Origin of the sequence: Roseovarius sp. MBR-6 (assembly GCF_040547525.1) — a bacterium.
Lineage (GTDB): Bacteria > Pseudomonadota > Alphaproteobacteria > Rhodobacterales > Rhodobacteraceae > Roseovarius.
Genome location: NZ_JBEPPW010000006.1, coordinates 91,936 through 108,025, shown reverse-complemented (window position 1 = coordinate 108,025; position 16,090 = coordinate 91,936). Strand labels below are relative to the sequence as shown.

Sequence of the window (16,090 nt, the reverse complement as noted above, 5' to 3'; positions counted from 1 at the left end):
CAGGAGAGAGCCATGGACGACCAGACCCGTATCGAACTTGAGGCCGCCGCCTTTCGCAAGCTGCGCCATCACCTGATGGAGAAGCGCACGGACGTGCAGAACATCGACCTGATGAACCTTGCGGGCTTTTGCCGCAACTGCCTGTCGCGCTGGTATCAGGAGGCCGCGCATGAGAAGGGCCTCGGGATGACCAAGGACGAGGCGCGCGAAATCTATTACGGAATGCCCTATCCCGAATGGAAATCGCGCTACCAGACCGATGCCGATGCCGAGAAGCAGATCGCGTTTGACGCCGCCTTCGCCGCCAATGTGGGTGACAAGGCCTGAGCGCGCGCCCGCGCCATGCCCTACCGGCTGCATTACGCGCCCGACAACGCCTCGCTGGTGATCCGGCTGGCGCTGGAGGGCATGGGCGCGCCCTATGAGACCGTGCTGGTGGACCGTGCCACGCGGGCGCAGAAATCCCCCGCCTATCTCGCGCTCAACCCGGCGGGGCTCATCCCCGCGCTGGAAACGTCCGAGGGCGTTCTCTTCGAGACCGGGGCCATTCTTCTCTGGCTTGCAGACCGCCACGGGCAGGGCGCGCCTGCGCCCGATGCGCCCGCGCGGGGCGATTTCCTCAAATGGCTGTTCTACCTCTCCAACACCCTGCATCCCACCCTGCGGATGAGCTTTTACCCCGAGCAATATCTGGATCACAGCGCCGGGGCGCTCTGCACGGCGGCGCAGGCGCGCTTTGCGGGGCAACTGGATATTCTCGAAACCCGTGCCGCGCCCTGGTTCGGGGCCGATCACCCCTCAGTGCTCGACCCCTACCTTGCCTGCCTGATGCGCTGGCGCGCGCTCTATCCCGCCCGCGACCCCGGCCATGATCCGCGCCGCTGGCCGCGCCTTTATGCCATGCTTGAGCGGATCGAACGCAGCCCCGCCACACGCGCCGCCATCGCCGCCGAGGGGCTGGGGCCGCACCCCTTCACCGCACCCGCGCCCCCTGATCCGCCCGAGGGCAGCGCGCTCTGATCGCCCATATGTCACCGCGCGCCCCTTGAAGCGTCGCTTTTGGGCGCGTAGCTCTGGTAAGGTGCGACGATAAGCGCCGCATATCAGGGGGGCGTGCGATGTTTCTGTCGGTTTTCGAGATGTTCAAGGTCGGGATCGGCCCGTCGTCGTCGCACACCATGGGGCCGATGGTGGCCGCCGCGCGGTTTCTCGACCGGATGCGCAATGAGCCGTTCCACTATGCCGGGTTGCGCGGTTCGCTGCATGGCAGCCTCGCCTTTACCGGGGTGGGGCACGCGTCTGACCGCGCCACCATCCTTGGCCTTGCAGGCTTCCTTCCCGAAACCTATGACCATGACCGCGCCGAGGCCACGCTCGACGCCATCCGCGACAGCCACACGATCACGCCGCCCGACCTGCCCACGCTCCGCTTCAGCCCGAAAGAGGACCTGATCTTCGATTTCGGCCCCAACCTGCCCGGCCATGCCAATGGCATGATCCTCATGGCCACCGACGCGCAGGGCGATGTGCTCCTGCAGGAGACCTATTATTCCATCGGCGGCGGATTTGTCATGACCGAGGCGGAACTGTCCGCAGGCAAGGCCACCGACGAAGGCCCTCCCGTGCCCTATCCGTTCAAGTCCGCCGCCGAGATGCTCGACATGGCCGAGCGGTCCGGCAAGACGATCGCCGAGATGAAGCGCGCCAACGAGATTTCGCGGCGCGGGCATGACGGGCTGCGCACCGGCGTGGCCCGCATCTGGCAGGTGATGAACGACTGCATCGAGCGCGGGCTGGAGGCGGAGGGCACGCTTCCGGGCGGCCTCGGCGTCAAGCGCCGCGCCAAGGGCATCCGCGACGCGCTTCTGGCCGAGCGCGGCACCAACCTCACCGCGCCGCACAAGATCAACGACTGGATGAGCGCCTATGCCATGGCCGTCAACGAAGAGAACGCCGCCGGCGGTCAGGTGGTGACCGCCCCCACCAACGGCGCGGCGGGGGTTGTGCCCGCGGTGATCCGCTACTGGCTCGACCATGTGCCGGGCGCGCATGAGGGGCGGGTGGAGGAATTCCTGCTGACCGCCGCCGCCATCGGCGGGCTGGTGAAATTCAACGCCTCGATTTCCGGAGCCGAGGCAGGCTGTCAGGCCGAGGTGGGCAGCGCCGCCGCCATGGCCGCCGCCGGGCTCTGCGCCGTGCTGGGCGGCACGGCGCAACAGATCGAGAACGCCGCCGAAATCGCGCTCGAGCATCATCTCGGCATGACCTGCGATCCGGTCAAGGGCCTTGTGCAGGTGCCCTGCATCGAGCGCAACGGGCTGGGGGCCATCAAGGCCGTCTCGGCCGCCTCGCTCGCGCTGCGCGGCGACGGCACCCATTTCGTGCCGCTCGATGCCTGCATCGAGACCATGCGCCAGACCGGCCTCGACATGAGCGAGAAATACAAGGAAACCTCGCTTGGCGGCCTTGCCGTCAACGTGCCCAATTGCTGAGCGGCGGCACCCGCGCCCCGCACCTGCCTGACATAAACCCGCACACAGGCCCGACGATGAAGAAAACCGGTCTCGATGCCATCGACCTGCGAATCCTCAACGCGGTGCAGCGGCACGGCCAACTCAGCAAGACGCGGCTTGCCGAGATCGTGAACCTGTCGCCCACGCCGTGCTGGGCGCGGCTCGACCGGCTCAAGGCTGCGGGCTTCATTCGCGGCTATCACGGCGATATCGCGCTCGAGCGGGTCTGTGACGTGACCGAGGTTGTCGTCACCGTCTCGCTGTCCCATCACCGCAAGGCCGATTTCGACCGGTTCGAAACGCATATCCGCACCATCGACGAAGTCACCCGTTGCGTGGCCACGGGCGGCGGCGTCGATTACATCCTGACGGTGGCCACCCCCTCGATGGCGGCCTTCCAGACGCTTATGGAGGCCCTGCTGTCGGCCGATCTGGGGATCGACCGTTACATGACCTATTTCACGACCCGCCGAATCAAGTCCACCCAGCCCAACCTCCTGAAACTGGCGCGCGGAGAGGCCCCATAGGATCATGCGACCGGATGTTCCGGGATCGGGGCGAAAATCAGCCCGATCAGTCGCGTTCGAGGGCCATTTTCGGCCCGCGCCGACGCCGCCTCCGATGATATCACCCCGGCCAGACAGACACTGTGCCCGAAATCCGGGCACCTGACCGGGAGGTGACGACATGATGCACTCTGACGATTTCGGCTTCGGCACGCAGATCCGCAAATCCCCGTTCTTCGACGCCACCGTTCGGTGGGGCGCGCAGGGATTTTCGGTTTATAATCATATGTATATTCCGCGCGATTTCGGCGATCCGGAGCAGAACTTCTGGACCCTCGTCAATGACGCGATCCTCTGCGATGTGGGTGTGGAACGGCAGGTCGAGATCACCGGGCCGGACGCCGCGCGCTTCACCCAGATGCTGACGCCGCGCGATCTGTCGGGCATGGCTGTGGGACAGTGCAAATACGTTCTGATCACAAACGCGGAGGGCGGCATTCTCAACGACCCGATCTGCCTCCGGCTGGGCGAAAACCATTTCTGGCTGTCGCTCGCCGACAGCGACATCCTGCTCTGGGCGCAGGGGGTGGCGGTGCATTCCGGGCTGGACGTGACGATCCGCGAACCCGATGTCTCGCCCCTGCAATTGCAGGGTCCGAAATCCGGCGAGATCATGCGTGCGCTCTTTGGCGACGAGATCATGGACCTGCGCTATTACTGGCTGCGCGAGATGGAGCTTGACGGCATTCCCCTGATCGTCTCGCGCACCGGCTGGTCAAGCGAGTTGGGCTACGAGATCTACCTGCTCGACGGCACCCGCGGCGACGCGCTGTGGGAGCGGATCATGGCCGTGGGCCTGCCGTTTGGCCTCAAGCCCGGCCACACCTCGACGATCCGGCGCATCGAGGGCGGGATGCTCTCGTATCACGCCGATGCGGACATGCACACCAACCCCTACGAGCTTGGCCTTGATCGGCTCGTGAACCCCGACATGGAGGCAGAGTTCATCGGCAAGTTTGCCCTGCGCCGCATCCGCGACAGCGGTGTGACGCGCAAACAGGTGGGCCTCGTGATCGACGGCCCGCGCCTTGCCGGACCCAATACGCGGTTCTGGGATGTCGCGCAGGATGGCACGACCGTGGGGCGCGTGACGTCGGCGGTTTACTCGCCGCGTCTTGACCGGAACATCGCGCTTGCGATGGTCTCGGTCGACTGCGCCGACCTGGGCACTCGACTTGATGTCACGACGCCGAGCGGACCGGTCTCGGCCACGGTGGTGGAGAAACCCTTCTTCGATCCGAGGAAAGAGCGCGCAGTCACCGACGCCCGCGTGGGATGATCCCGGGCGCTGTCAGGCGCTGTGCATCACATCGGCCTGCGCGCCCCCGCGTGCAGGCCGCCGCCGGGACAGCGCCCCGCGTCACTCGACCTGCCGCCCCTCCAGCACCCGGAACGGCTCCAGCCGGTCGCCGTTGACCCAGGCCAGCCCGCCGTCTTCGGTGCGCACCAGCGCATAGGGCGTCCAGCCGGTGCTGCGCCACCAGCTCTCGTAATCGTGGGTCTCGGGATTGGTGCGCCAGCGCCCCTCGTCGGGCTTGCCGCCCTCGGGCACATAGAGCGTGGTGCCATCCGGGGCGAAATACTGGCGATAGGACGTGCCGGACCAGGTGCCGACGATGGTATTGCCTGCCAGCAGCGCCTCGACCTCGTCGGCGCCGAGCTTGACGATGGCGGCGCTCACAGGCTGCGCGATCGCCAGCAACGGCGCAGCCAGAAGTCCGAAAATGGCGCGGCGTTTCATGGGCAATCTCCCTCAAATTACTTGTGCAGTATCGCAAAAGCGGGCCCGGGATGCGACTCGATTCCGCGCGCGCGCGCGGAACGTCAGGCGGGCGCAATCAGGATCGCGCGGAAATCATTGACATTCGTCAGCGTCGGCCCGGTTACCACCTGCCCACCAACCGCGCCGAAAAACCCGTGCGCGTCATTGCTTGCCAGCGCCGTTTCGGGGTCTGCGCCCGCCGCGCGCGCGCGCGCCAGGGTCTGTGGCCCGATGACCGCGCCGGCCACCTCGGCCGCGCCATCCACCCCGTCGGTATCGCAGGCAATCGCGTGGATGCCCGCCGCCCCGCCAAGGGCCAGCGCCAGTGCCAGCGCATATTCGGCATTCGGCCCGCCCACCCCGTCGCCGCGCCGCGTCACGGTCAACTCGCCCCCCGAGAGCAGCAGCACCGGTGCGTCACCGGCCTTCAGCGCGCGTTGCACCGCCCGCGCCCGCGCGGCATGGTCACGCGCCACCTCGCGCGCCTCGCCTTCCAGATCGTCGCCCAGGATCTCCACCCGCAGCCCCTCGGCGCGCGCCAGATCCGCCGCCGCCGCCAGCGATTGCGAGGGGGCGGCGTAAATCACGTTTTCCACCCGACTGAGGCGCACATCCCCCGGTGCGACCACCCCTGTCGGGCCGCGCAGCACCGCCTCGGCCGCATTGGGCAGCACGATCCCGTAACGCGCCACGATGGCGCGCGCGTCCTCGGGCGTGCTGGCCTCGCCCACCGTGGGGCCAGAGCCGATCATCCCCGGATCATCCCCCGGCACATCGGAAATCATCAGCGCCAGCATCCGCGCAGGAAAGGCTGCGGCGGCCAATTGCCCGCCCTTCACCCGGCTCAGATGCTTGCGCAAGAGGTTCATTTGACCGATGGGAGCGCCCGAGGCCAGAAGTGCCGCGTTGACCGCCTGTTTCTCGGCCAGCGTGATCGCGCCCGCAGGCTGCACCAATAGCGCCGAGGCGCCGCCCGAGATGAGCGCCAGCACCGTGTCGCCTTCGCCAAGACCCTCGACCAGCCGCAGCATCCGCGCGGTCGCCGCCAGCCCCGCCGCATCGGGCACCGGATGCGCGGCCTCGACGATCTCGATGCCCGCGCAGGGCCGCGCGTAGCCGTAGCGCGTGATCACCAGCCCCTCACAAGGCCCCCATTCGGCCTCCACCGCCTCGGCCATGCGCGCGCTTGCCTTGCCCGCGCCAATGACCACCACGCGGCCCTCGGGGCGGGGCGGCAGATGCGCGGCGAGGCTCTGCATCGGGTCGGCCACGGCCACGGCACGCGCGAAGAGTGCGCGCAAGAAGGTCTCGGGATCGGTCACGGGCGGGCTCCTGAGTTGGGTGGCTCACGCTAGCGTGGGCACGGCCCCTGCAAAAGAGGGCACACGCCGGTTTCTGTCCCGTGTCGCCGCATTTGCGCTTGCCGGGAAAAAACACGCTGGTAGCCTGCGTGGGTCAGGGTGCCGCCCCTCGGGGCGGAGAATTGGGAAGCCGGTGAGAGACCGGCGCTGCCCCCGCAACGGTAAGGGAGGGCGTTTCGGCACGATGCCACTGGGACCACGGGTCTCGGGAAGGCGCCGAAGCGCACGGGCCGGACGGCCCACCCCCCAAGCCCGGAAACCAGCCCCGGCACTGTCGCAATCGCGGGGGGCGATTCGGGCGCGCGCGCCCTTCCCCCTCGCCCCATCCGGTCCGGGGTGCGACCGGGGAGAACCACCATGACACTGACCCGAATCATCGACGCGCTCGAGGAAAGCCCCGCCATCGGCGCACAGGCGCAGGCGCTTGCGCGGCTGGGATTTCTTGAATGGGTATTTGCCACGCCCGGCCCCGTCACCACCGACACGGCGCGCGAGGCGCTCACGAGCGATGCCGCCCAGGGCGCGCAAAGCGCGGCGGCCCGCGCCTTTGTCGATTTTTTGAGCACGGCCGCCCTGCCCTGCCCCGCACCGATGCGGCGCGGGCGCGCGCGCTGGCTCAACTGACGAAAAGCAACCCGGAAAAAGGAAAAGCGGCGACCCCAGGGAGGAGGAGGGGGCCGCCGCTTCCTGACACGTCCGGCCCAGGGAGGAGGAGAGGGCCATTCGCGATCTTGCGGGGCTTGCGCCCCGGTCTTCCGGTCGCGGGCTCCAGGGAGGAGGAGAGGGAACCCGTGACCGTGTCGGCTGCACCCGGGAGGAGGAGAGGTGCCGCCGATCTCTTGAGGTTCAGGCGCGCGCGCCGTAAACCGATTCGTAAGCAACGCGCCGGATTTCGCTGTGATGCAGGCCGAGATCGGCCAGATCATGAGCGCTCAGTTCCGACAATTCGCGGATCGTGCGCCGGTAGGCACGGTAATCGGCGAACCGCTGCATTGCGGCATGGATGGCCCGGCGCAGCTCTTCGCCGACCGAGACGGCGGCGCTGTGGCGCGTGACAATCGACTGTGCCATTTTCGTATCCTTGCGTTTCGTTTCGTTAGAGGGGCAAACCCGCGTCTGCCGCCCTTCGTTGAGACAAAGATAGCTTGTTTCTGCACCTGCACAATACCCACCGTGAACATTTCTGCCATGCAGAAAACGCATGGGCGAAAATTGACCTAAGGTTAACCAATTGAACAGTTTTCAGGCGCATCCGCTGCCTATTTAAGCACAGCACGTATAGTTTGCATGTGCAGCAATAGCGCTAATAAAGGGATGTTCGTTCCCGAAACCGCTGGACCGGCGCACAAGACATGCTAGCAAAAGGGCATGACACCGAAGGATCTGGTTCTCACCCCGCTTGGCCTGCGCTTTCAGGGCCGCCTCTATCCCTGCACCATCGGGCGCGGGGGCATCAGCGCCGCCAAGCGCGAGGGCGACGGCGCGACGCCCGCAGGCAGCCACCGCATCGTGGGAATGCTCTATCGCCCCGACCGCATCGCGCGCCCCGCCGATTGGGCGGTCCCCATCCGCCCCGGCGATCTGTGGTCGGACGATCCGGGGCACGAGGATTACAACCTCATGGTCCGTGCCCCCTACCCGCACAGCCACGAGGCGCTGCGCCGCGCGGATCCGCTCTATGATCTGGTGATCGTCACCGACTGGAACTGGCCCTTTGCCGTGCGCGGGCGCGGGTCCTGCATCTTCATCCACCGCTGGCGGCGACCGGGCTATCCCACCGCGGGCTGCGTGGCGCTCGCCCCCGGCCACCTGCGCACCATCGCCGCCCGCCTCACCTTTGGCGCGCGGTTGATCGTGCGCGCCCCTCACCCGTAGGCGCGGGCGCCAAAGATTGCCGAGCCAACGCGCACATGGGTCGCCCCTTGCGCGATGGCGCGCTCGAAATCGTCGCTCATGCCCATCGAGAGGCCCGAAAGCCCGTTGCGCGCCGCCAGTTTCGCCAGCAGCGCGAAATGCAGGCTCGGCTCCTCGTCCACCGGCGGGATGCACATGAGGCCCACGACCGGCAGATCGAGCGCGCGACACTCGGCCACAAAGGCATCGGTCCCGCCCGGTGCGATCCCCGCCTTCTGTGCCTCCTCGCCGGTGTTCACCTGAATGAACACCTCGGGACAGCGCCCCGCCTCCTGCGCCAGCCGCGCCAGCGCCTGCGCAAGCTTTGGCCGGTCAACCGAGTGGATCGCGTCGAACATCTCCACGGCCTGCCGTGCCTTGTTGGTTTGCAACGGGCCGACAAGATGCAGCCTGACCCCTTGAAAACGCGCCTGAAACGGTGGCCAGCGCTCGGCTGCCTCCTGCACGCGGTTCTCGCCAAAGACACGGTGGCCCTGCGTCAGAACGGCCTCGACCCGCGCCTCGGGCTGCACCTTGGAGACCGCAATCAACGTCACGCTGCCCGGCGCGCGTCCGGCATCCGCCTCGGCCTGCGCGATCCGCGCGGTGATCTCGCTCAACCCCATGTCATGCCTCCGTTGCCCTTGATCCTGTCGCCTGAGTGCCACGCGCGGCGCGGCGCACGCAAGGCCCCGCGCATCGGGCTTGCCCCGGTTGACCGGCTTGGATACTAGGGTGGAAACAATACCGGACGATACCATGATCTCTTCGCGTCTCAAGTTTCTCGGCCTTGCAACAGCATGTCTCGCGGTGCTCGGCGGGTGCAGCGCCTTCCAGAACGCCCGACTGGATGAAGATGCGATGCGCGTCAAGTCGGGCCGCGAACGCACGGTCGATCCCGGCGAGGGCTCGTTGCTCGATGCGTTCCGGGGCGGGCGCGAAACCGTCAAGGTCAACCGGTTCCTGTGGACCGCGTCGCTGGAAGTGCTGAATTTCCTTCCCATTGAAGCCGCCGATCCGTTCACCGGCGTGATCTCCACCGGGTTCGGCGTGCCGCCGGGCGGTGGTCAGGCCTATCGCGCGACCGTGCTCATCAGCGATCCCGCGCTTGACGCGCGTTCGCTCAAGGTTGCGCTCCAGACACAGCGCGGACCGGTCGATGCTGCCACCACCCGCGCCGTCGAGGACGCGATCCTCAACCGTGCGCGGCAATTGCGCATTCAGTCCGGCAAGTTCTGATCCGGCCTACATCGCGGCAATATCCGTGACCCATTCGACCTGACGCGGCAGGCAGATGCCGCGCAGGTCATAACGGGCCTCTATGAGCCGTCGCGCCGCCTGACCGAGCGCGCGCCGCGCCTCGGCATCCTCCAAGAGCGCGCAGACCTCCGCCACCAGCGCGCCGGTGTCGAAGAAATCCACCAGCCGCCCGGTCTCGTCATGCGTGATCACCTCGCGCACCGGCGCGGTATCGCCCGCGACAATCGCCGCCTCGCAGGCCATCGCCTCCATCAGCGACCAGCTCAGCACGAACGGGTAGCTGAGATAGACATGCACGCGGCTCACCTGCAACAGACGCAGGAACCGGTCATAGGGAATGCGGCCAAGGAAATGCACCCGCGCCCAGTCCGGCGTGGCGATGCGCCCGCGCACCTCGTCTATGAAAATCTGCTTCCACGTCTGCCCCTTGGGCGGGCGCGCGCCATAGCTCACCTCGTCGCCCCCCACGATCAGCACCCGCGCGCGGGGCCGCTCGCGCAAAAGCTGCGGCAGCGCGCGCATGAAGATGTGATAGCCGCGGTAAGGCTCCAGATTGCGGTTCACGAAGGTGATCACCTCGTCGTCGCGGGTGAGCGTGCCCGCGCCGTCCACCTCCAGCCGGACATCGGGCATGGGGCAGGCGCTGAGCGTGTCGATGCCGTCATGGCTCACGGTGATGCGCTCGCGGAAGGGCGCGGGGAAGGTATCGGCCTGAAACACGGTCGGGCTGATCCCGGCATGTGCCTCGGCGAAATGCAGGAGGTTGTTGATGTTCTTCATGCGGATGCGCAGCGGCTCGGCCTCGGGGTCGCGGCTCGGAAACTCGGGATCGAAATTCAGGTGCGGCCAGTCGGCGAGATGGTAAAGCTCGCAATAAAGTCCCAGCCGCGCCTCGGGCCACAGGTCGCGCAGGAACAGCGATTCGCCCCAGCCGGGATGGGCAAGGATGAGATCAGGCACATAGCCGCGCTCTTTCAGCGCGCGCGCCGCGCGCCAGCACGCCTCGCCGCGCGTGAGCTTGGTGTCGAAATCCACCAGCCACGGATGGAGCGTCTGACCGTCCCGCTTGGGCAGGGCATAGGGGATCACCCGCACTCCCTGCCATGTCACTGCCTCCTTCACCCGGAGCGTAAGCGCCACGCAGTGATGCCCCTGTTTCGCAAGCAGGGGGGCCAGATGCTTGTATTGCCCCGGAAAATTCTGATGGATGAAGAGGATTTTCATGAACCTGCCCGCGCTGCCCGCCCAAGGGTTATAATCACCCGCCTGCCCCCCCGCAAACCCCCGGTTTCGGCACCTCGGCACTGGACCATGCGCGATGAAGCGCCTATCACCCCTGCCAACACCAAACGAGAGCAAGAAAGGCACGGCCCATGTCGCGCTATTCCCCCGCCGAGATCGAAGCGAAGTGGCAAGACGCCTGGGAAAAGGCCGGGATTTTCCGCGCCGCCCGCGATGAGACGAAGCCCAAATATTACGTGCTGGAAATGTTCCCCTATCCGTCGGGGCGCATCCATATGGGCCATGTGCGCAATTACACCATGGGCGATGTGGTCGCGCGCCACAAGATCGCCACCGGCCATAACGTGCTGCACCCGATGGGATGGGACGCGTTCGGGATGCCCGCAGAGAATGCGGCGATGGCGTCGGGCGGCCACCCCAAGGACTGGACCTACGCCAATATCGCCACCATGCGCGACCAGATGAAGCCCTTGGGCCTAAGCATCGACTGGAGCCGCGAATTTGCCACGTGCGACCCCGAATACTATGGCCAGCAACAGGCGCTGTTTCTGGATTTCCTCGAAAAAGGGCTGGTTTACCGCAAGGAGGCCGTGGTGAACTGGGACCCGGTCGATATGACGGTTCTGGCCAACGAGCAGGTGATCGACGGCAAGGGCTGGCGCTCGGGTGCCGAGGTAGAGCGGCGCGAGTTGACGCAATGGTTCTTCCGCATCTCCGATTTCGCGGGCGAGTTGCTCGATGCGCTCGACACGCTCGACAACTGGCCCGCCAAGGTGCGGATCATGCAGGAAAACTGGATCGGGCGCTCGCGCGGGCTGCAATTCGCCTTCTTGCTCATCGACGGGCCAGAGGGCCATGACCGGATCGAGGTCTATACCACGCGGCCCGACACGATGATGGGGGCCTCGTTTCTCGGCATTTCGCCCGATCACCCGCTGGCCAAGCGGCTGGAGGCCGAGAGCCCGCAGGTGGCCGCATTCTGTGCAGAGGCACGGCGCGGCGGCACCACCGAAGAGGCCATCGAGAAGGCCGAGAAGCTCGGGTTTGACACCGGCTTGCGCGTGCGCCATCCGTTTGACAATGACTGCGAATTGCCGGTCTGGATCGCCAATTTCATCCTGATGGACTATGGCACCGGCGCGATCTACGGCGTGCCCGCGCATGACCAGCGGGACCATGATTTCGCGGTGAAATACGGGTTGCCGATCATCGACACGTTCCAGCCGCGCGAGGGCGCGCATGACGTGGCCGCCAGCCCCTATATCCCGCCCAAGCCCGAGGTGGTCCGCTATACCCGCGCCATCGCGGGCGAGGAGATGCAGACCGGGGCCGAGGCCATCGAGGCCGCGATTGCGGTTTGCGAGGCGAATGGCGTGGGCCAGGGCGTGACCAAGTTCCGCCTGCGCGATTGGGGCCTCTCGCGCCAGCGCTATTGGGGCTGCCCCATCCCGGTGGTGCATTGCGATTCCTGCGGCGTGGTGCCCGAGGCCAAGGAAAACCTGCCCATCCGCCTGCCCGACGATGTGAGTTTCGATCTGCCCGGCAACCCGCTCGACCGGCACCCGACATGGCGGAATTGCACCTGTCCGCGCTGCGGTGCGGCGGCAACGCGCGAGACCGACACGATGGATACCTTCGTCGATTCAAGCTGGTATTACGCCCGCTTCACCGCGCCCCACGCCGCCACGCCCACCGATCTGGCCGAGGCCGCGTATTGGATGAACGTGGACCAGTATATCGGCGGCATCGAGCACGCGATCCTGCACCTGCTCTATTCCCGCTTCTTCGCCCGCGCGATGCAGATTTGCGGGCATCTGCCCCCGAGCGCCATCGAGCCGTTTGACGCGCTCTTCACGCAGGGGATGGTGACGCATGAGATTTACCAGACCCGCGACGCAGCAGATCGCCCGGTCTATCACCTGCCCGAGGAGGTGAGCGAGGGCCGTCTTGCGGACGGCACGCCGGTCGAGATCATCCCCTCCGCCAAGATGTCGAAATCCAAGAAGAATGTCGTCGATCCCTCCACCATCATCGCCCAATACGGGGCCGATACCGCCCGCTGGTTCGTGCTCTCGGACAGCCCCCCCGAGCGCGACGTGGAATGGACCGCCTCGGGTGCCGAGGCCGCGCATCGTCATCTTTCCCGCGTCTGGCGGCTGGCATCCGAGGTCGAGAACACCCCCGAGACGGCCACGCCAGAGGCCGACGAGGCGCTCCTGCGCGAGATGCACAAGGCGATTGACGAGGTGGCCAAGGGCGTTGAGTCCTTCGGTTTCAACGCGGCCATCGCGCGGCTTTATGCCTTTACCAACACGCTGATGAAATCGCAGGCGGGACGCGGTGCCAAACGCGCGGCCGCCCGCACATTGGCACAACTCATGGCCCCCATGACCCCGCATCTCGCGGAGGATATCTGGGCCATGCTGGGCGGCGCGGGCCTTGTCGCCACGGCACCCTGGCCCGTGGCCGATCCCGCCATGCTGATTGACGAGACGGTGACCCTGCCCATCCAGATCAACGGCAAGCGGCGCGCGGAAATCACCGTGCCGCGTGACATGGCAAAATCCGAGGTTGAAAAGACGGCCCTTGCGCTTGATGCTGTGCAAAAGGCGCTAAACGGGGCCGCGCCGAAAAAGATCATCGTTGTCCCCGGACGGATCGTCAATGTCGTCATCTGACCGCCGCCTCTTTCTGCTCTCGGGCCTTGCCGCGCTGGCGGGGTGCGGATTTGCGCCCGCCTACGCGCCCGGCGGCGGCGGCGCGGCCTTGATGGGGCGCATAGAGATCGCGCCGCCCGACACGCGCCCGGGCTTTCTGCTCACGCAAGAGCTTGAGGGACGGCTGGGTCGTCCGGCGGATGCGCGCTATGTCCTGACACCCGCGATCAGCCTGCAAAAACGCTCCATCTCGATCGACCGCAGCAACATCACCTTGCGCTTCAACCTGTTGGGGCGGGTGGATTACACCGTGCAGGACCGCCAGACCGACGCGGTCGTGACCCGTGGCACGGTCGAGAATTTCACCGGCTATTCCACCTTCGACACGCCCGTGGCCACGCAGGCCGCCGAGCGCGATGCCGAGGCGCGGCTGATGACCATGCTGGCCGATCAGCTTCTGACCCGGCTTGCCGCGACGGCGCGCACCCTGCCGGAATGAAACTCTCGGCCCGCGATGCGCCGCGTTATTTCTCGAGGCCCGATCCGGGGCGCGCGGGCCTCTTGATCTATGGTTCGGACGCGATGCGCGTGGCGCTCAGGCGGCAGGAGGTCATCGCCGCCCTGCTTGGCCCCAATGCAGAGGAAGAGATGCGCCTGACGCGCCTGCCTGCCGCCGATCTGCGGCGCGATCCGGCGGCTTTTCTGGATGCGGTGAAAGCGCGGGGCTTTTTCCCCGGCCCGCGCGTGGCCTTTGCCGAGGACGCGACCGAGGCGCTGGCCGAGCCGATCCTTGCCGCGCTGGCCGACTGGCAGGCGGGCGACGCGCAGATCGTCGTGACCGCCGGTCAGCTCAAGGCGACCGCCAGGCTGCGCAAGGCGTTCGAGAGCCACCCCAACGCCTATGCCGTCGGCATCTATGACGAACCGCCCTCCCGCGAGGAGATCGAGGCGGTGCTGGCCCGCGCCGGGCTGCGCGATATTCCGGGGCCGGTCATGGGCGATCTTCTGGCGCTGTCGCGCGCGCTCGATCCCGGTGACTTTCGCCAGACGGTCGAGAAACTGGCCCTTTACAAGACCGGCGATCCCGCGCCGCTTTCGGCCCGGGACATCAGCGCCTGCGCGCCTGCCTCGACCGAGGCCGATCTGGACGAGGTGCTGGCCATCGTGGCCGAGGGGCGCACGGGCGAGATCGCACCGGTCCTGCGGCGTCTGAAGGCGCAGGGCGTGCAGCCCGTGGGCCTCTGCATCGGGGCCGCGCGCCATTTCCGCGCGCTCTATATGGTGGCGGCCGATCCCGGCGGGGCAGGACAGGGTATCAACCGGCTGCGCCCGCCGGTCTTTGGCCCCCGCCGCGACCAGATGCTGCGACAGGCGCAAAACTGGGGCGCGGCGCGGCTGGAACAGGCGCTTGGCATCCTGACCGAGACCGACCTCACGCTCCGCTCCGCCGCGCAGCGCGCCCCCGAAATGGCGCTGGTGGAGCGCGCGCTCATTCGGCTGGCGATGCTGGCGGCGCGGTGAGGGGGTCCGCATTGCCGTGCAAATCATGGTTAATGCGCTGACATCGCATGCAATTCAGGATCGGTATCGCGTCGGTATTGCGTCGGTGCGGATTTGGGCAGGGCCGGGATTAACACGGCGGACGCCGGACTTGGGGGAATGGGCCCGAGATGACCCGAGTTGTGGCATGCGCGAAGATCGGCGGATGCTGAGTGCTCTGAACGGGGGGGGCATATTATTTTAGTAAGATTGTGGGTGCGGTGGTAATGTCGTCGACCACGATTGGCAGCGGCGCTATTGGCACGCGGCACTCGTCCGTGACACTAAAAATGCTGTTTGTCAACCGCAACCAACAAGCGCCCTCACCACTATACTGGTGGTTTTGAGTTTTTCTATAACAACTGTGAGCAGTATAGCGTACAGGCGCAGAGAACGTTGGCCTCACGTTACGCGCCATTGCAAACAGACGCCTTCCGTATGTACAGACACGCAAATGATTGCATGGCATGTTCATCCGGTGTATAAGCGTGGTGCGGATGGCCGGACTTGAACCGGCACGGGGCAATGCTTTCGACTGCGGCCCCCGTGGCTTCCAAAGCCACTGTGTCTACCATTTCACCACATCCGCGTGGTGGCCGCCCCTCGACAGGATATCCCTTGTCAGGAGCGGGGTCAGATCGGTGCTACCGATCTAAAAAGTTACGGCGGGGGCATGGATTTACCTCCTTTGTCATCGTCGTTTCCCGAAGCAGAGGACTGTACCCGCAAAGCGCCGTCCTCTGCTTCAAACCCTTCTGCAAGATGCCAGAGCCCGTCGATTTCAATGTAACGGCCTTCCTCTTGCCCTCGCCGAAGTTCTGCGCGAACGGACGACACAGCAATCATCCGTTCAAATTCTGTTTCAGCAGCATCCAAAATTTGTTGTGGGGTTGCGCCATTAGAAAATTTGCGAAGCGCGCGAATGGTCAAAGCGCGAGGCAAGCCACGCGGCGCGCGCTTGCGTTCTTGAACCGCCTCGCTTCGCTCTGCGTCAGCATAAGGCGTGTGATCGCTCGGCGATGCGTTATCGAATACGGCCGCGTCCGCGCCTATCGCAGCGAGAATTTTTGCCTTGGCGCTATCAACGCCCTCGGCGTAACCGCGCTCAAAGCTCAATCTCTCCGCTTCGCGCAGAAGCTGGATTATCCGACCTTCGAAATCGTTTGCGTTCCTCATGGCGCGAATCTCCTTATGCAAAGTCTGCGCGTTTCATGCCTCAATATAACGAACGCGCTTACGGGGCGCAAGGGCGCTTGCGTTAATAACGTTACTATAATGGCGGGAAACAGGAATTCTA

General features: G+C 66.0%; 17 protein-coding genes, 1 tRNA gene and 1 riboswitch. Of the genes, 11 read left to right on the top strand and 7 right to left on the bottom strand.

Translation table 11 applies throughout. From position 1 onward, the window contains the following. Window positions 1–12: 12 nt before the first annotated feature. The 5 genes from ABIE57_RS09960 to ABIE57_RS09940 all read left to right on the top strand — a co-directional run bounded on the left by ABIE57_RS09960 (window position 13) and on the right by ABIE57_RS09940 (window position 4,358). Window positions 13–327 (top strand): DUF1244 domain-containing protein, encoded by a 315-nt coding sequence (locus tag ABIE57_RS09960; RefSeq protein WP_354538862.1) that lies wholly within the window; start codon window positions 13–15, stop codon window positions 325–327. 15 nt (window positions 328–342) lie between these two features. Continuing rightward, entirely contained in the window at window positions 343–1,020 is a 678-nt protein-coding gene (locus ABIE57_RS09955; RefSeq protein ID WP_354538861.1) for a glutathione S-transferase family protein, read from the top strand. 98 nt (window positions 1,021–1,118) lie between these two features. After that, entirely contained in the window at window positions 1,119–2,492 is a 1,374-nt protein-coding gene (locus ABIE57_RS09950) for an L-serine ammonia-lyase (protein ID WP_354538860.1), read from the top strand. A 56-nt stretch (window positions 2,493–2,548) separates the two neighbouring features. Then, window positions 2,549–3,040, top strand: a complete 492-nt coding sequence (locus tag ABIE57_RS09945) for an Lrp/AsnC family transcriptional regulator (RefSeq protein ID WP_354538859.1) — start codon at window positions 2,549–2,551, stop codon at window positions 3,038–3,040. 160 nt (window positions 3,041–3,200) lie between these two features. Beyond that, window positions 3,201–4,358 carry a glycine cleavage T C-terminal barrel domain-containing protein gene (locus ABIE57_RS09940; protein WP_354538858.1) on the top strand — a complete coding sequence of 386 codons (1,158 nt, stop codon included), beginning with the start codon at window positions 3,201–3,203 and terminating at the stop codon, window positions 4,356–4,358. Between the two features lie 81 nt (window positions 4,359–4,439). Here the strand turns inward: ABIE57_RS09940 and ABIE57_RS09935 are convergent, their stop codons facing one another. Then, a complete protein-coding gene (locus tag ABIE57_RS09935; RefSeq protein ID WP_354538857.1) occupies window positions 4,440–4,820 on the bottom strand; it encodes a hypothetical protein in 381 nt (126 codons plus the stop codon). An 83-nt stretch (window positions 4,821–4,903) separates the two neighbouring features. Beyond that, window positions 4,904–6,163, bottom strand: coding sequence for a glycerate kinase type-2 family protein (locus tag ABIE57_RS09930; protein WP_354538856.1), 1,260 nt, complete (start codon window positions 6,161–6,163; stop codon window positions 4,904–4,906). A 119-nt stretch (window positions 6,164–6,282) separates the two neighbouring features. Next, window positions 6,283–6,484: riboswitch (cobalamin riboswitch) on the top strand. Between the two features lie 75 nt (window positions 6,485–6,559). On the opposite strand from ABIE57_RS09930, the gene ABIE57_RS09925 reads away from it, so the two are divergent. Beyond that, window positions 6,560–6,826: a hypothetical protein gene (locus tag ABIE57_RS09925; protein ID WP_354538855.1), complete on the top strand. Its 267-nt coding sequence runs from the start codon at window positions 6,560–6,562 to the stop codon at window positions 6,824–6,826. Between the two features lie 222 nt (window positions 6,827–7,048). On the opposite strand, the gene ABIE57_RS09920 is transcribed toward ABIE57_RS09925, so the two are convergent. Beyond that, on the bottom strand, window positions 7,049–7,273 hold the full coding sequence (locus ABIE57_RS09920; RefSeq protein ID WP_354538854.1) for a DUF1127 domain-containing protein: 225 nt from the start codon (window positions 7,271–7,273) through the stop codon (window positions 7,049–7,051). Window positions 7,274–7,570: 297 nt separating this feature from the next. On the opposite strand from ABIE57_RS09920, the gene ABIE57_RS09915 reads away from it, so the two are divergent. Then, a complete protein-coding gene (locus ABIE57_RS09915; RefSeq protein ID WP_354538853.1) occupies window positions 7,571–8,077 on the top strand; it encodes a L,D-transpeptidase family protein in 507 nt (168 codons plus the stop codon). On the opposite strand, the gene ABIE57_RS09910 is transcribed toward ABIE57_RS09915, so the two are convergent. Then, window positions 8,068–8,721, bottom strand: coding sequence for a YggS family pyridoxal phosphate-dependent enzyme (locus tag ABIE57_RS09910; RefSeq protein ID WP_354538852.1), 654 nt, complete (start codon window positions 8,719–8,721; stop codon window positions 8,068–8,070). The two genes, ABIE57_RS09915 and ABIE57_RS09910, sit on opposite strands and share 10 nt — an antisense overlap. A gap of 133 nt (window positions 8,722–8,854) precedes the next feature. Between ABIE57_RS09910 and ABIE57_RS09905 the strand changes: the two genes are divergently transcribed. Next, complete coding sequence (locus ABIE57_RS09905; RefSeq protein WP_454283731.1) at window positions 8,855–9,334, top strand: DUF3576 domain-containing protein; 480 nt, start codon at window positions 8,855–8,857, stop codon at window positions 9,332–9,334. Window positions 9,335–9,340: 6 nt separating this feature from the next. Here the strand turns inward: ABIE57_RS09905 and ABIE57_RS09900 are convergent, their stop codons facing one another. Continuing rightward, window positions 9,341–10,579: a glycosyltransferase gene (locus tag ABIE57_RS09900; RefSeq protein WP_354538850.1), complete on the bottom strand. Its 1,239-nt coding sequence runs from the start codon at window positions 10,577–10,579 to the stop codon at window positions 9,341–9,343. A gap of 149 nt (window positions 10,580–10,728) precedes the next feature. On the opposite strand from ABIE57_RS09900, the gene leuS reads away from it, so the two are divergent. Genes leuS through holA form a run of 3 tightly spaced genes read left to right on the top strand, consistent with a single transcriptional unit; the run spans window position 10,729 to window position 14,775 of the window. Then, window positions 10,729–13,275 (top strand): leucine--tRNA ligase, encoded by a 2,547-nt coding sequence (gene leuS / locus ABIE57_RS09895; protein WP_354538849.1) that lies wholly within the window; start codon window positions 10,729–10,731, stop codon window positions 13,273–13,275. After that, the gene (gene lptE / locus ABIE57_RS09890) at window positions 13,262–13,753 is read left to right on the top strand and encodes an LPS assembly lipoprotein LptE (protein ID WP_354538848.1); all 492 of its coding nucleotides are present in this window, start codon (window positions 13,262–13,264) and stop codon (window positions 13,751–13,753) included. Before leuS ends, lptE begins: the two co-directional genes overlap by 14 nt. Continuing rightward, window positions 13,750–14,775, top strand: a complete 1,026-nt coding sequence (holA, locus tag ABIE57_RS09885) for a DNA polymerase III subunit delta (protein WP_354538847.1) — start codon at window positions 13,750–13,752, stop codon at window positions 14,773–14,775. Before lptE ends, holA begins: the two co-directional genes overlap by 4 nt. A gap of 507 nt (window positions 14,776–15,282) precedes the next feature. On the opposite strand, the gene ABIE57_RS09880 is transcribed toward holA, so the two are convergent. Both ABIE57_RS09880 and ABIE57_RS09875 read right to left on the bottom strand, forming a co-directional pair. Then, a tRNA-Pro gene (locus ABIE57_RS09880) sits at window positions 15,283–15,382 on the bottom strand. A 71-nt stretch (window positions 15,383–15,453) separates the two neighbouring features. After that, entirely contained in the window at window positions 15,454–15,969 is a 516-nt protein-coding gene (locus ABIE57_RS09875) for a hypothetical protein (protein ID WP_354538846.1), read from the bottom strand. Window positions 15,970–16,090 lie beyond the last annotated feature (121 nt).